The following is a 13390-nucleotide window of genomic DNA, read 5'->3' on the forward strand; positions in this document are numbered from 1 at the left end:
CGGGCGCCGGAGGCGGCCGTGCGCGTGGCGCGCCGCCGCTCCGGAGCCGGTAGGTCCCTCTTGCCTCAGTGCTCCCCGCCGGAGTCGTCCGACGCGGCCTGATCCGGCCGCTCGGGCAGCTCCGCGGCGAACGCCGCCGCGGCCTGGACGAGGGGAAGCGCGAGCAACGCCCCGGTTCCCTCACCCACATGGACGCCGTGGTCGAGCAGCGGGTTGAGCGCCATCCGGTCCAGTGCCTTCGCCTGGGCCGGCTCCCCGCTCACCTGGCCCGCCAGCCACCAGTCCGGCGCCCGGAACGCCGCCCGCTGCGCCACCAGCGCGCAGGCCGCGCCCACCACACCGTCCAGGATCACCGGCATCCGCCGCACCGACGCCTGCAGCAGGAACCCGGTCATCGCCGCCAGGTCCGCCCCGCCGACCGCCGCCAGCAGCTCCAGCTGGTCGCCGAGGACCGGCCGGGCCCGCCGCAGCGCGTCCCGGATCGCCGCGCACTTGCGCATCCACGCCAGATCGTCGATCCCCGCGCCGCCCCGGCCCGTCACCACCGAGGCGTCCGTCCCGCACAGCGCCGCGATCAGCGTCGACGCCGGTGTCGTCCCGCCGACGCTCAGGTCCCCGAGCACCACCAGATCGGTGCCCGAGTCCGCCTCCTCGTCGGCGATCGCGACGCCGAGCCGCACCGCCGCCTCGGTCTCCTCGACCGTCAGCGCGTTCTCCACGTCGATCCGGCCGCTGCCGCGCCGCACCCGGTGCCGGACCACCTCGGCGGGCAGCAGCTCCGGCGCGCAGTCCAGACCGGCGTCCACCACCCGCACCGGCACGTTCATCGAGCGGGCCAGCACGGCCAACGGGCTCGCCCCGTCCAGGACCGCGCGCACCAGCTCGTGCGCGGTGCCCGCGGCACGGCCCGACACGTCGAGCGAGGCCACCCCGTGGTCACCCGCGAACAGCACCACCCGCGGCTGCTCGATCGACCGCACCTTGACGGTCGCCTGCGCCGCCGCCAGCCACTCGCCCAGCTCGTCCAGACGACCCAGCGCGCCGGGCGGCACGATCAGCCGCTCCCGGCGCTCCTCCGCGTCACGGCGGATCCCGCCGTCGGGGCGCTCGATCAGATCGGAGAAGTCGTCCAGGTTCACGGGTTCCGCCTTGTGACAATCAGCTGGGGCCGGCCGGGGTTCGTGGACGCCGTCAGCGCTGCGGGTGGTCCGCGCCTGTCCGGTGGCCATCGGTGATCGCACCCTACCCGCGCAACACCAACGGCTGTCCGGCGACCACGAGGAGGACCTGCTCGCACTCGTCGGCGAAGGCCGCGTTCAGCCGGCCCAGTTCGTCCCGGAACCGGCGCCCCGCCGCGGTCCCCGGCACCACGCCCGAGCCGACCTCGTTCGTCACCGCCACGACCGTGCGGCCCGTGGCCCGCACCGCCGCCACCAGCTCCGCCGTCCGCTCCCGCAGCGCCTCCTGGCCGCCCGCCGCCCACCGCTCGTCGTCCCAGGCACCCACCCGGTCCATGGCGTCCGTCAGCCACAGCGACAGGCAGTCGATCAGCAGCGCCGGACCGTCCCCCGCGAGCAGGGGCACGAGGTCGCAGGTCTCGGCGGTACGCCAGGAACCCGGCCGCCGCTCCCGGTGCAGGTCCACCCGCTGCGCCCACTCCGCGTCGCCCTCCCGGGTCCCGCCCGTCGCCACGTACAGCACGTCGGGGAAGGTCTCCAGGCGCCGCTCGGCCTCCACCGACTTCCCCGACCGGGCCCCGCCGGTCACCAGCGTCCGCCGCGGCACGTCCGCCGCCTCGTGGTACTCGCCCACGTACAGCGTCGTCCCGTCCGGCACCGCCCGCGCGCCCGCCGCCGCCAGCCGCCGGTCCAGCTCGGCCCCCGTCGGCGCGTCGTGGTCCAGATGCACCGCGATCACCTCGGTGGCCGGCCCCACCGCCCCCGTCGCCCGCAGCCGCGCCAGCCCGTCCGGCCGGCCCGTCACATCGCCGACCACCATGTCGTACGGCACCCGGTGATCCTCCGGCAGACCCGCCGGAGCCCCGCCCGGCGGGAGGTAGAGCAGCCGCTCGCCGTCCGCCGACGTCACCTCGTACCCCGTCCCGGGCGAGTCCATCGACACCGCCAGCACCGTGTGCCCGCTGATCAGCGTCAGCTCCCGGCCGTCCGGCACCCGCCCCGCCGTCGGCAGCCCCGCCGGCATTTCCACCGCCGGCCCGTCGTGCGGATGCGTCAGAAGCACCTGCCGCACACCCACCAGCGAATGTCCCGAACGGGCCGCCGCCAGCGCGGCCCCCGGGGTCAGGTCGAGCAACAGCGCACCGTCCACGAGCAGCGCGGTCGCGGCCCGCGCCCGGGTACCGCGGGAGAGCGCGCACACGGCGCAGGGGCAGTCGGGGCGGGGCAGGCCGAGCGGGGCTCCGGTGCCGAGCAGAGTCAGTTCCACCCTCAGATCCTCCCGCGCCACCGCGAGGCGTGCGCGCCCGGCTACGCTGCGGGCAGGAAACCGATCATCCGGTGAGCGCCAGGAGGCGGACATGGCATGGACGTGGCGGTTCGAGAAGTCCGACGGCACACAGGTCGAGCCGGTGGTGACCCCCGAGGAGTTCACCACCCAGGGCGACGCCGAAAGCTGGATCGGCGAGAACTGGCGTGACCTCCTCGGCGGCGGCGCCGACCAGGTCACCCTCTCCGAGGACGGCACCAAGATCTACGGACCCATGCCCCTCGACGCCGAATCCTGACCCCCACGGGTGCGGGGCGCCCGCCCCGCACCCCCGTCACGGCCCGCCCGCGGGGCGGGCCGTCGTTCCGCTGGGCGCGCCCGTACGTCAGGGGCGCGGGCCCGCTCGGTGGGGCCGCGCGGCGGGTGGGGTTCAGCCCCGGCGTACGCCGCAGAGGTGGAGGAGGGCGGCCACGCGCCGGTACGGCTCAAGCCGTCCCGCCCGGTCCTCGGCGGTGAGCAGCCGTTCCAGCTCGTCGGCCGCCGGCAGCCCCGCTCCGGCGGGGACGCCGTCGGTGAAGACGCGCACCCCGTACCAGGCGTGCAGCGGCGCCGCGATGCCCGCGAGCGTCGCCGTCAGCGCGTCGAGCCGGTCGGCCCGGACCTTCACGCCGTGGTCGTCGGTGTAGACGTCGGAGTCGAAGGCCGTGAGCGCCCCCGACCAGTCCCCGGCGAGGCCCGGCCGCATGGCGAGCGCCTCCGCGTTCCGCACCACCAGGGAGAGGAGTCCGCCGGGTGCCAGCATCCGGGCCAGGCCCGCGAGCAGCGCGTCCGGCTCGTCGGCGTACATGAGCACGCCGTGGCAGAGGACCACGTCGAAGCTGCCGGGCAGGAAGTGGACACCGGTCTCGCGCCCGTCGCCCTCGATCATCCGGACCCGCTCGCGGATCCCGGCGGGCTCCGTCGCCAGCGACTCGCGTGCCGCCTTGAGGAGCTCGGGGTCGGCCTCCAGGCCCGTCACGGTGTGACCGGCCCGGGCGAGCCGCAGCGTCTGCGCGCCCTGTCCCATGCCGGCGTCGAGGATCCGCAGCCGCTGCCCCACGGGGTAGCGGCTGGATATCTGCTCGTCGAGCTGGCGGGCGACGATCTCCTGGCGGATGGTGTCGCGCAGGCCGCCGGGACCGGCCGGCTGCGCGACGGCGGGCAGCACGGGGCCGCCCGCCTCCCCGGTGGCCGCGCCGAAAGCACCCTCGCCGAGAGCGGGTTCGCCGCTCTCCGAGCTGTCGGCGCTCAGGGCCGCTCTCCGCGCTTGACCTGCGGCTTCGGCAGTCGCAGTCGGCGCATCTGGAGGGTACGCATGAGGCCGTAGGCGATCGCACCGCGCTTCGGCTCGTTCGGGAAGCGCTCGTTCAGCTGCTTGCGCAGCCGGATCCAGATGCCGATCGAGTCGATGACGATCAGGATGATCACACCGAGCCAGAGCAGCAGGGAGATGTTCTGCAGCGCCCGGTTGGCGTTGCCGAACAGCGACAGCACGAGGATCACCACGGCCATCGGCAGGAAGAACTCGGCGATCGCGAAGCGGGAGTCGACGAAGTCGCGCACGAAGCGGCGGACCGGACCCTTGTCGCGGGCCGGCAGGTAACGCTCGTCGCCGCTCGCCAGCGCCTCGCGCTGACGGGCCAGGTCGGAGCGGCGTGCCTCGCGCTGGCGCTTGGCGGCCTCCTTGCGGTCGGTCGGCACCGTCGCGGCACGCCGACGCTGGGTCTGCGCCTCACTCCGCTTCGGGGTCGGGCGGCCCTTGGGGGCCTCGGGGTCGCGGGGCTGCTTGGTGGAGAGGTCCGCCGTCACCTTGTCGGTGGGGGCCTTCTCGTCCTTCTGACGGCTACGGAACACAAAACCCAAGGGTACGGGGTGGTCGGCATGGACCCCAGCTCGGGCGGGAACGATCCGCTAACAGACTGCGTCCTGGGTGGTACGTACAGGCGACGCACCGGGATTCCCCTGGATCCTTCTACACCCTGGGCTGGAGGAAGGACCGCGCGCAGTCGTCCTTGGGGAGGAGCGCATCCCGCTCCGAACAGTGCGGTAATGGAGACAGGGCCCGTAGTGTGGACCTGTTGGAGAGCTGGAGCCGAAGTCCGTCAGAAGGGGGCGCGCGAAGCCCATGAGCGGTGTCATGAAGCGTATGGGGATGATCTTCCGCGCGAAGGCGAACAAGGCCCTTGACCGGGCCGAGGATCCGCGCGAGACGCTCGACTACTCGTACCAGAAGCAGCTGGAGCTGCTGCAGAAGGTCCGCCGCGGCGTCGCCGACGTCGCGACCTCCCGCAAGCGGCTCGAACTCCAGCTGAACCAGTTGCAGGGCCAGTCCGCCAAGCTGGAGGACCAGGGCCGCAAGGCGCTGGCGCTCGGCCGCGAGGACCTGGCGCGCGAGGCGCTGTCCCGGCGGGCCGCGCTCCAGCAGCAGGTCAGCGACCTGGAGGTGCAGCACCAGACGTTGCAGGGCGAGGAGGAGAAGCTCACTCTCGCCGCCCAGCGTCTCCAGGCCAAGGTCGACGCCTTCCGCACCAAGAAGGAGACCATCAAGGCGACCTACACGGCGGCCCAGGCGCAGACCCGGATCGCCGAGTCGTTCTCCGGCATCTCGGAGGAGATGAGCGACGTCGGCCTCGCGATCCAGCGGGCCGAGGACAAGACCGCCCAGCTCCAGGCGCGCGCGGGCGCGATCGACGAGCTGCTCGCCTCGGGCGCCCTGGACGACCAGTCCGGGCTCGCGAAGGACGACATCCAGGCGGAGCTGGACCGGCTGTCCGGCGGCACGGACGTCGAGCTGGAGCTCCAGCGGATGAAGGCCGAGCTGGCCGGCGGTCCGTCGGCGCAGCAGCAGGCCATCGAGGGCGGTGGCGCGGCCGCGCCGCAGGACCGCACGCAGCAGTCCCACCCGCGTTTCGAGAAGTAGGCGACAGACAGGACGCGTCATGATCGTACGGATCATGGGGGAGGGCCAGCGGGCGCTGGCCGACAGCCACCTCGTCGAGCTCAACCGGCTCGACGACGAGCTGCTCGCGGAGATGGAGTCGGGGGACGAGGACGGTTTCCGGCGCACGCTGGGTGACCTCCTCGCCGCCGTCCGGAGGCTCGGCGAGCCCCTCCCGGACGCGGCCCTGGAGCCCTCGGAACTCATCCTCCCGGCTCCGGAAGCGAGCCTGGAGGAGGTCCGGGCCATGCTCTCCGACGACGGCCTCATCCCGGGCTGACCCGCCCACCCCGACGGTCCCGCCGCCCCCACGGGCGCCGGGACCGCCGCGCGTTCGGCACCGGGCGCGCGAGCCGGGCCACGAACCGCGCCGGGCCCCGGGCGTCCTGGCCGGGCCCGGGTGTCCTGGGCCGGAGGCCGCGCGTCCTGAGCCGGGCCGCGCGTCCTGAGCCGGGCCGCGCGTCCTTCGCCGGGCCGGGCGCCCAGGACCGGGCCGCGCGTCCTTCTCCCGGTCGCGCGCCCAGCACCGGGCCGTCGGGCTCGCGTCGCCGCCCGCTCGCCGCCCGTACCCGCCCCGTACCCCCGCCGGGCGTCGCCCCGTACCGTTGTGCCCCGTGACCCCCACCGGCTCCTCCAACGGGACTCCGTACGCGCGCGTGCGCGACGGGTTCCGTGCTCACCCGCTGGCCTTCGACGCGGTGCTGGCGTTCGGCGTGCTCCTGTCCATGATCGCCGGGTCGTTCACCGACCCGCACGGGAGTCCCGACGGGCCGACGTTCGGCGACCACTCACCGGACGTGGGGAGCGTGCTGATCATGGTCGCCGGGGCGGCCGCGCTGGTGCTGCGCCGGCGCAACCCGTTCGCGGTGCTCTGCTTCACGGTGACGATCAGCCTCTTCGAGCTGGTCAGCGACAACAGGCCCGCGCCGATCGCGATGAGCGCGGTCGTCGCGCTCTTCACGGTCGCCGCCCGCACCGACCGCCCCACCACCTGGCGGGTCGGCCTGATGACGATGGCGGTGCTCACCGTCGCCGCCATGGCCTTCGGCCCGACGCACTGGTACGCGCAGGACAACCTCGGGGTGTTCGCCTGGACCGGCATGGCCGCCGCCGCGGGGGACGCCGTCCGCAGCCGCCGCGCGTTCGTCGACGCGATACGGGAACGGGCCGAGCGGGCCGAACGCACCCGCGAGGAGGAGGCGGGCCGCCGGGTCGCCGAGGAGCGGCTGCGGATCGCCCGCGACCTCCACGACGTCGTCGCCCACCACATCGCACTGGTCAACGTGCAGGCGGGCGTCGCCGCCCACGTCATGGACAAGCGTCCGGACCAGGCCAAGGAAGCCCTCTCGTACGTCCGTGAGGCCAGCCGCTCCGCGCTCGACGAGCTGCGCGCCACCGTCGGCCTGCTGCGCCAGTCCGGCGACCCCGAGGCGCCCACGGAGCCCGCCCCCGGCCTCGCCGTCCTCGACGGACTGCTCGACAGCTTCCGGAAGGCCGGCCTCCCCGTCGCCGTGGCCCGCGCCGACGGCGACGCGCCCCTGCCCGCGACCGTCGACCTCGCCGCGTACCGGATCGTGCAGGAGGCGCTGACCAACGTCCGCAAGCACGCCGGGCCGGACGCCGAGGCCGAGGTCAGCGTCGTCCGGGTCGGCCGTACGGTCGAGATCACCGTCCTCGACAACGGCGCCCCGCGGACCGCCACCCCGCGGACGGGCACGTCCGAGACCTCCGGCGGTCACGGCCTGCTCGGCATGCGCGAGCGGGTCGGCGCGCTCGGCGGCACCCTCACCGCCGCGCCCCGGTACGGCGGCGGCTTCCGCGTCCAGGCGATACTGCCGGTGACGTCCCGCACGGGGGAGGACACATGACGATCCGGGTACTGCTCGCCGACGACCAGGCCCTGCTGCGCAGCGCCTTCAAGGTCCTGGTGGACTCCGAGCCGGACATGGAGGTCGTCGGGGAGGCGCCCGACGGCGCCGTGGCGGTCGCCCTCGCCCGCTCCGAGCGCCCCGACGTCGTCCTGATGGACATCCGCATGCCGGGCACGGACGGACTCGCCGCCACCCGCATGATCACCGCCGACCCCGAGCTCTCGGAGGTGCGGATCGTCATGCTGACCACCTTCGAGGTCGACGAGTACGTCGTGCAGTCGCTGCGCGCGGGCGCGTCCGGCTTCCTCGGCAAGGGGGCCGAGCCCGAGGAGCTGCTCGGCGCCATCCGCGTCGCCCACGCCGGCGAGGCACTGCTCTCCCCGGCCGCCACCAAGGGCCTGATCGCCACCTTCCTCGCCCAGGGCGCGGGCGTGGACACCGGCGACGGGAGCGGACGGGCCCGCTCCGAACGCCTCGCCGCCCTGACCGCCCGCGAGCGCGAGGTCCTCGTCCTCGTCGCGGGCGGACTGTCCAACGACGAGATCGCCGAGCGGCTCGACGTCAGCCCCCTCACCGTGAAGACCCACGTCAACCGGACCATGGCCAAGCTGGGAGCCCGTGACCGGGCGCAGCTGGTCGTCACGGCCTACGAATCGGGACTGGTACGTCCCCGGGTGGACTGACGGATCACACCGGCGTACTCCAGACGCGGTATGCGCGGGATAAGGAAGTGCACCCGGGGGCCGAGGACATCCGGCCCCCGATGGCCGATCGTGTAGGCGGGGGGCGCCTCCGGCCGATCACGCCGGGGTCCGGCTGCTCCCGCCTGCCGACGAGTACGCCACAGAAGAGAGACCCCGCCATGTCCTGGCTGTCCAGATTCAGCCTCGCGCAACGGGCCCTGATCGGGCTGATGTCCATCGTCGCGATCGTGTTCGGGGCGATCGCGATCCCGCAGCTGAAGCAGCAGCTCTTCCCCTCGATCGAGCTGCCCATGGTCTCGGTCCTCGCGCCGTACCAGGGTGCCTCTCCCGATGTGGTCGAGAAGCAGGTGGTCGAGCCGCTGGAGAGCAATCTGAAGGCCGTCGACGGCCTGAAGTCGGTCACGTCCACCGCCTCCGAGGGCATGGCCGTCGTCATGGCCTCCTTCGACTACGGCGACGAGTCGACGAAGCAGCTCGTCGCCGACGTCCAGCAGGCCGTGAACCGCGCACGCGCGCAGCTGCCCGACTCCGTCGACCCGCAGGTGATCGCCGGCTCGACGGACGACATGCCGACCGTCGTCCTCGCCGCCGCGTCCGACAAGGACCCGCAGGCCCTCGCCGACCAGCTGGAGCGGACCGTCGTCCCCGCCCTCGAGGGCATCGAGGGCGTGGGCCAGGTCGCCGTCAGCGGCGTCCAGGACCTCCAGGTCTCCGTCACCCCGGACCAGCGGAAGCTCGCCGCTGCCGGACTCACCACCATGAAGCTCGCCGAGGCCCTGCGCTCCGGCGGCGCCACGATGCCGGCCGGCGCCTTCTCGGAGGCGGGCAAGAGCCGCACGATCCAGGTCGGCGGCGGTTACACCTCGCTGCGGCAGATCGAGGACCTGCGCATCCCGGCGGCCGTCCCCGGCAAGGGCAAGGCGGTCCGCGTCGGCGACGTCGCCACGGTGCAGCAGGAGGAGTCGCCGCGCGTCTCCCTCACCCGCACCAACGGCAAGGCCAGCCTCGCCGTCATGGCCACCATGGACAAGGACGGCAGCGCCGTCGCCATCTCCGACGCGGTCGAGGAGAAGCTGCCCGAGCTGCGCCGCGACCTCGGCGCGGGCGCCGAGCTGACCATCGTCTCCGACCAGGGCCCGGCCGTCGCCAAGGCGGTCTCCGGCCTGACCACCGAGGGCGCCCTCGGCCTCGTCATGGCCGTCCTGGTGATCCTGGTCTTCCTCGCGTCGGTCCGCTCGACCCTGGTGACCGCGGTCTCCATCCCGCTCTCGGTCGTCCTGGCCCTCATCGTGCTGTGGACCCGCGACCTCTCCCTGAACATGCTGACGCTCGGCGCGCTCACCATCGCCATCGGCCGGGTCGTCGACGACTCGATCGTGGTCCTGGAGAACATCAAGCGTCACCTGGGCTACGGCGAGGAGCGCCGGAGCGCGATCCTCACCGCTGTCCGCGAGGTGGCGGGCGCCGTCACCTCCTCGACCCTCACGACCGTCGCCGTCTTTCTGCCGATCGGTCTGACCGGCGGCATGATCGGCGAGCTGTTCGGCTCGTTCTCCCTGACGGTCACGGCGGCCCTGCTCGCCTCCCTGCTCGTCTCGCTGACCGTGGTCCCGGTCCTCTCGTACTGGTTCCTGCGCGCCCCCAAGGGCACGTCGGACGACCTGGCCGAGGCGCGCCGGCTGGCCGAGGAGAAGGAGGAGAAGAGCCGTCTCCAGCGGATGTACGTCCCGGTGCTGCGGTTCGCGACCCGGCGCCGGCTGACGAGCCTGGCCATCGCGTTCGTCGTCCTGGCCGTCACCTTCGGCATGGCCCCGCTCCTGAAGACGAACTTCTTCGACCAGGGCGAGCAGGAGGTGCTCAGCATCCAGCAGGAGCTGGCGCCCGGCACCAGCCTGAGCGCCTCCGACGAGGCCGCGAAGAAGATCGAGAAGCTCCTCGCGGAGACCGAGGGCGTCAAGGACTACCAGGTCACCGTCGGGTCCTCCGGCTTCATGGCGGCCTTCGGCGGCGGCACCGGCTCCAACCAGGCCTCGTACAAGGTCAGCCTGGAGAGCGCCGACGCGTACGAGAAGACCCGTGACGCCATCGAGAAGGGGCTCGCCGCCCTCGACGGCATCGGCGACACCACCATCGCGGCCGGTGACGGCTTCGGCAGCCAGGACCTGAGCGTGGTCGTCAAGGCGGCCGACCCGCAGGTCCTCAAGGACGCCTCCGAGCAGGTCCGTACGGCGATCGCCGGGATGAAGGACGTCACCGACGTCCAGAGCGACCTGTCCCAGTCCGTTCCGCGCATCTCGGTCCGGGCCAACGAGCGGGCGGCCGACGCCGGCTTCGACTCCGGCTCGCTCGGCATGGTCGTGGCCCAGGCCGTCCGCGGCACCCCGGCCGCCAAGGCGACCATCGACGACACCGAGCGGGACGTCCTCATCACGTCGGCCAAGCCGGCCACCACCCTGGCCGAGCTGAGGTCCCTGCCGCTGGGCCCGGTGAGGCTGGGCGACATCGCCACCGTCGAGCTGGTCCCCGGCCCGGTCTCCATGACCCGGATCGACGGCGCGCGCGCCGCGACGATCACGGCCAAGCCGGTCGGCGACAACACCGGCGCGGTGAGCGCCTCGCTCCAGTCGAAGATCAACGCGCTGGACCTGCCCGAGGGTGCCACCGCCACCATCGGCGGCGTATCCGAGGACCAGAGCGAGGCCTTCCTCAACCTGTTCCTGGCCATGCTGGCCGCCGTCGCGATCGTCTTCATGCTGCTCGTGGCGACCTTCCGGTCGCTGGTGCAGCCGCTGATCCTGCTGGTCTCGATCCCGTTCGCGGCGACCGGTGCCATCGGTCTCCTGGTGGTCACCGACACGGCGATGGGCGTCCCGGCGATGATCGGCATGCTGATGCTCATCGGCATCGTCGTCACCAACGCGATCGTCCTGATCGACCTGATCAACCAGTACCGGGCGCAGGGCCTGGGCGTCGTCGAAGCGGTGGTCGAGGGCGGCCGGCACCGGCTCCGCCCGATCCTGATGACCGCCCTGGCGACGATCTTCGCGCTGCTGCCGATGGCCCTCGGCATCACCGGCGAGGGCGGCTTCATCGCCCAGCCGCTGGCGGTGGTGGTCATCGGCGGCCTGATCACCTCGACGCTGCTGACCCTGCTCCTGGTGCCGACGCTCTACGCGATGGTGGAGCTCCGCAAGGAGCGCCGCGCGAAGAGGAAGGCGGAGAAGAAGGCCGCGAAGGAGGCGGAGCCGGAGAAGGGCGCGAAGCGCAAGGCGAAGGGCGACGACCGGGCGGACGTCCCGGAGCAGCCGGACACCACGCCGCTGGACGCGAGCCTGCTGGACGCCCTGGACTGAGGTCCGGGGTGACGGACGGAAGGGCGGGCCCCGCGGAACCCCGGGGCCGCCCACGGTCCGGCACAGCGGAAGGGGCGGGCCCCGCGCACTGCGCGGGGGCCCGCCCCTTCTCGTCGTCGCGCTCGGCGCGGAGCGTTACGGCAGCGCCAGCATCCGCTCCAGGGCGAGCTTGGCGAAGCTCTCCGTCTCCTTGTCGACCTGGATCTGGTTGACGAGGTTGCCCTCGGCCAGCGACTCCAGGGTCCACACCAGGTGGGGGAGGTCGATGCGGTTCATCGTCGAGCAGAAGCAGACGGTCTTGTCGAGGAAGACGATCTCCTTGCCCTGGTCGGCGAAACGGTTCGCCAGGCGGCGGACGAGGTTCAGCTCGGTGCCGATGGCCCACTTGGAACCGGCCGGGGCCGCCTCCAGGGTGTTGATGATGTACTCCGTCGAGCCCACGTAGTCGGCGGCGGCGACGACCTCGTGCCGGCACTCGGGGTGGACCAGGACGTTCACGCCCGGGATGCGCTCGCGGACGTCATTGACCGAGTCCAGCGAGAAGCGGCCGTGCACCGAGCAGTGGCCGCGCCACAGGATCATCTTGGCGGCGCGCAGCTCCTCGACGGTCAGGCCGCCGTTCGGCTTGTGCGGGTTGTAGAGCACGCAGTCGTCCAGGGACATGCCCATGTCGCGGACGGCGGTGTTGCGGCCCAGGTGCTGGTCCGGCAGGAACAGCACCTTCTCGCCCTGCTCGAAGGCCCAGTTCAGGGCCCGCTCGGCGTTGGACGAGGTGCAGATGGTGCCCCCGTGCTTGCCGGTGAAGGCCTTGATGTCGGCCGAGGAGTTCATGTACGAGACGGGCACGACCTGCTCGGCGACGCCGGCCTCGGTCAGCACGTCCCAGCACTCGGCGACCTGCTCGGCGGTGGCCATGTCGGCCATCGAGCAGCCGGCCGCCAGATCGGGCAGCACGACCTTCTGGTCGTCGCCGGTGAGGATGTCCGCCGACTCCGCCATGAAGTGCACGCCGCAGAAGACGATGTACTCGGCCTCGGGCTTGGCCGCCGCGTCGCGCGCGAGCTTGAAGGAGTCACCGGTGACGTCGGCGAACTGGATGACCTCGTCACGCTGGTAGTGGTGGCCGAGCACGAAGACCTTGTCCCCGAGCTTCTCCTTGGCCGCGCGGGCGCGTTCCACGAGGTCCGGGTCGGAGGGCGACGGCAGATCGCCGGGACACTCCACGCCGCGCTCGCTCTTAGGGTCGGCCTCGCGGCCGAGCAGGAGCAGGGCGAGCGGCGTCGGCTGCACATCCAGGGGCTGGGCGGTGGTCACGTCACGCACCCTTTCATTGGGGTCTTCGGGGAAACCTTTTCGTCTAAATGACGCTATCTATCATAACCGCTTCACGTCACGTTGACGATGTCCATAGTGTCGATGTGACGAATTCGCCGTCCGCACTCGTGGACATGGTGTGCGAGCATGAAAGGAGAAACACCGCTCGCCCCGGAATGAATCCGGGACACCGCCGGTTGCAACCGTCGGCAAGCAGTCTCCGTACACACCGGGAGAGAAGCAGATGTCCGTATCGGACGAGAAGACCACTGTCAGCGACGGCATCCTCCTGTCCGACGCCGCCGCGGCCAAGGTCAAGGCCCTCCTCGACCAGGAAGGCCGCGAGGACCTGGCCCTGCGCGTCGCCGTTCAGCCCGGCGGCTGCTCCGGCCTGCGTTACCAGCTGTTCTTCGACGAGCGTTCGCTCGACGGCGATGTCGTGAAGGACTTCGACGGCGTCAAGGTCGTCACCGACCGCATGAGCGCCCCGTACCTCGGGGGTGCCTCGATCGACTTCGTCGACACGATCGAGAAGCAGGGCTTCACCATCGACAACCCGAACGCCACGGGCTCCTGCGCCTGCGGCGACTCGTTCAGCTAAGCCCGTACGCGCATGAGGGCGGGGGGGGGGGGGGGGGGGGGGGGGCCCGCCCCCCCCCCCCGGGCGGCCCCCCCCCCCCCCCCCCCCCCCCCCCCCCCCCCCCCCCCCCCCCCCCCCCCCCCCCC

General features: G+C 72.7%; 12 protein-coding genes. 7 read left to right on the forward strand and 5 right to left on the reverse strand.

What is annotated here, in order from left to right:
- Nucleotides 1-65: 65 nt before the first annotated feature.
- Nucleotides 66-1139 carry a nicotinate-nucleotide--dimethylbenzimidazole phosphoribosyltransferase gene (gene cobT / locus AC067A_RS33125; protein WP_479246714.1) on the reverse strand — a complete coding sequence of 358 codons (1074 nt, stop codon included), beginning with the start codon at nt 1137-1139 and terminating at the stop codon, nt 66-68.
- Nucleotides 1140-1242: 103 nt separating this feature from the next.
- Nucleotides 1243-2445, reverse strand: a complete 1203-nt coding sequence (locus AC067A_RS33130) for a bifunctional adenosylcobinamide kinase/adenosylcobinamide-phosphate guanylyltransferase (RefSeq protein ID WP_479246716.1) — start codon at nt 2443-2445, stop codon at nt 1243-1245.
- A 91-nt stretch (nt 2446-2536) separates the two neighbouring features.
- On the opposite strand from AC067A_RS33130, the gene AC067A_RS33135 reads away from it, so the two are divergent.
- Nucleotides 2537-2743, forward strand: coding sequence for a hypothetical protein (locus AC067A_RS33135; protein WP_479246718.1), 207 nt, complete (start codon nt 2537-2539; stop codon nt 2741-2743).
- 132 nt (nt 2744-2875) lie between these two features.
- Here the strand turns inward: AC067A_RS33135 and AC067A_RS33140 are convergent, their stop codons facing one another.
- Both AC067A_RS33140 and AC067A_RS33145 read right to left on the reverse strand, forming a co-directional pair.
- Nucleotides 2876-3652: a class I SAM-dependent methyltransferase gene (locus tag AC067A_RS33140; protein WP_479246719.1), complete on the reverse strand. Its 777-nt coding sequence runs from the start codon at nt 3650-3652 to the stop codon at nt 2876-2878.
- A gap of 80 nt (nt 3653-3732) precedes the next feature.
- Nucleotides 3733-4338 carry a DUF3043 domain-containing protein gene (locus AC067A_RS33145; RefSeq protein WP_479246720.1) on the reverse strand — a complete coding sequence of 202 codons (606 nt, stop codon included), beginning with the start codon at nt 4336-4338 and terminating at the stop codon, nt 3733-3735.
- A gap of 271 nt (nt 4339-4609) precedes the next feature.
- On the opposite strand from AC067A_RS33145, the gene AC067A_RS33150 reads away from it, so the two are divergent.
- The 5 genes from AC067A_RS33150 (at nt 4610) to AC067A_RS33170 (ending at nt 11350) form a co-directional block, all read left to right on the forward strand.
- Nucleotides 4610-5404, forward strand: coding sequence for a PspA/IM30 family protein (locus AC067A_RS33150; RefSeq protein WP_017238869.1), 795 nt, complete (start codon nt 4610-4612; stop codon nt 5402-5404).
- Nucleotides 5405-5423: 19 nt separating this feature from the next.
- Nucleotides 5424-5702 carry a PspA-associated protein PspAA gene (pspAA, locus tag AC067A_RS33155; protein ID WP_479246722.1) on the forward strand — a complete coding sequence of 93 codons (279 nt, stop codon included), beginning with the start codon at nt 5424-5426 and terminating at the stop codon, nt 5700-5702.
- 334 nt (nt 5703-6036) lie between these two features.
- Nucleotides 6037-7290, forward strand: coding sequence for a sensor histidine kinase (locus AC067A_RS33160; protein WP_479246724.1), 1254 nt, complete (start codon nt 6037-6039; stop codon nt 7288-7290).
- A complete protein-coding gene (locus tag AC067A_RS33165) occupies nt 7287-7976 on the forward strand; it encodes a response regulator (protein WP_479246726.1) in 690 nt (229 codons plus the stop codon). Before AC067A_RS33160 ends, AC067A_RS33165 begins: the two co-directional genes overlap by 4 nt.
- A gap of 179 nt (nt 7977-8155) precedes the next feature.
- Nucleotides 8156-11350, forward strand: coding sequence for an efflux RND transporter permease subunit (locus AC067A_RS33170; RefSeq protein ID WP_479246728.1), 3195 nt, complete (start codon nt 8156-8158; stop codon nt 11348-11350).
- A gap of 135 nt (nt 11351-11485) precedes the next feature.
- On the opposite strand, the gene nadA is transcribed toward AC067A_RS33170, so the two are convergent.
- Nucleotides 11486-12664 (reverse strand): quinolinate synthase NadA, encoded by a 1179-nt coding sequence (gene nadA, locus AC067A_RS33175; RefSeq protein WP_479246730.1) that lies wholly within the window; start codon nt 12662-12664, stop codon nt 11486-11488.
- A 244-nt stretch (nt 12665-12908) separates the two neighbouring features.
- On the opposite strand from nadA, the gene AC067A_RS33180 reads away from it, so the two are divergent.
- On the forward strand, nt 12909-13265 hold the full coding sequence (locus AC067A_RS33180; protein WP_015033024.1) for a HesB/IscA family protein: 357 nt from the start codon (nt 12909-12911) through the stop codon (nt 13263-13265).
- The last annotated feature ends 125 nt before the right edge of the window (nt 13266-13390 follow it).

The organism is Streptomyces sp. NPDC043176 (assembly GCF_056436715.1).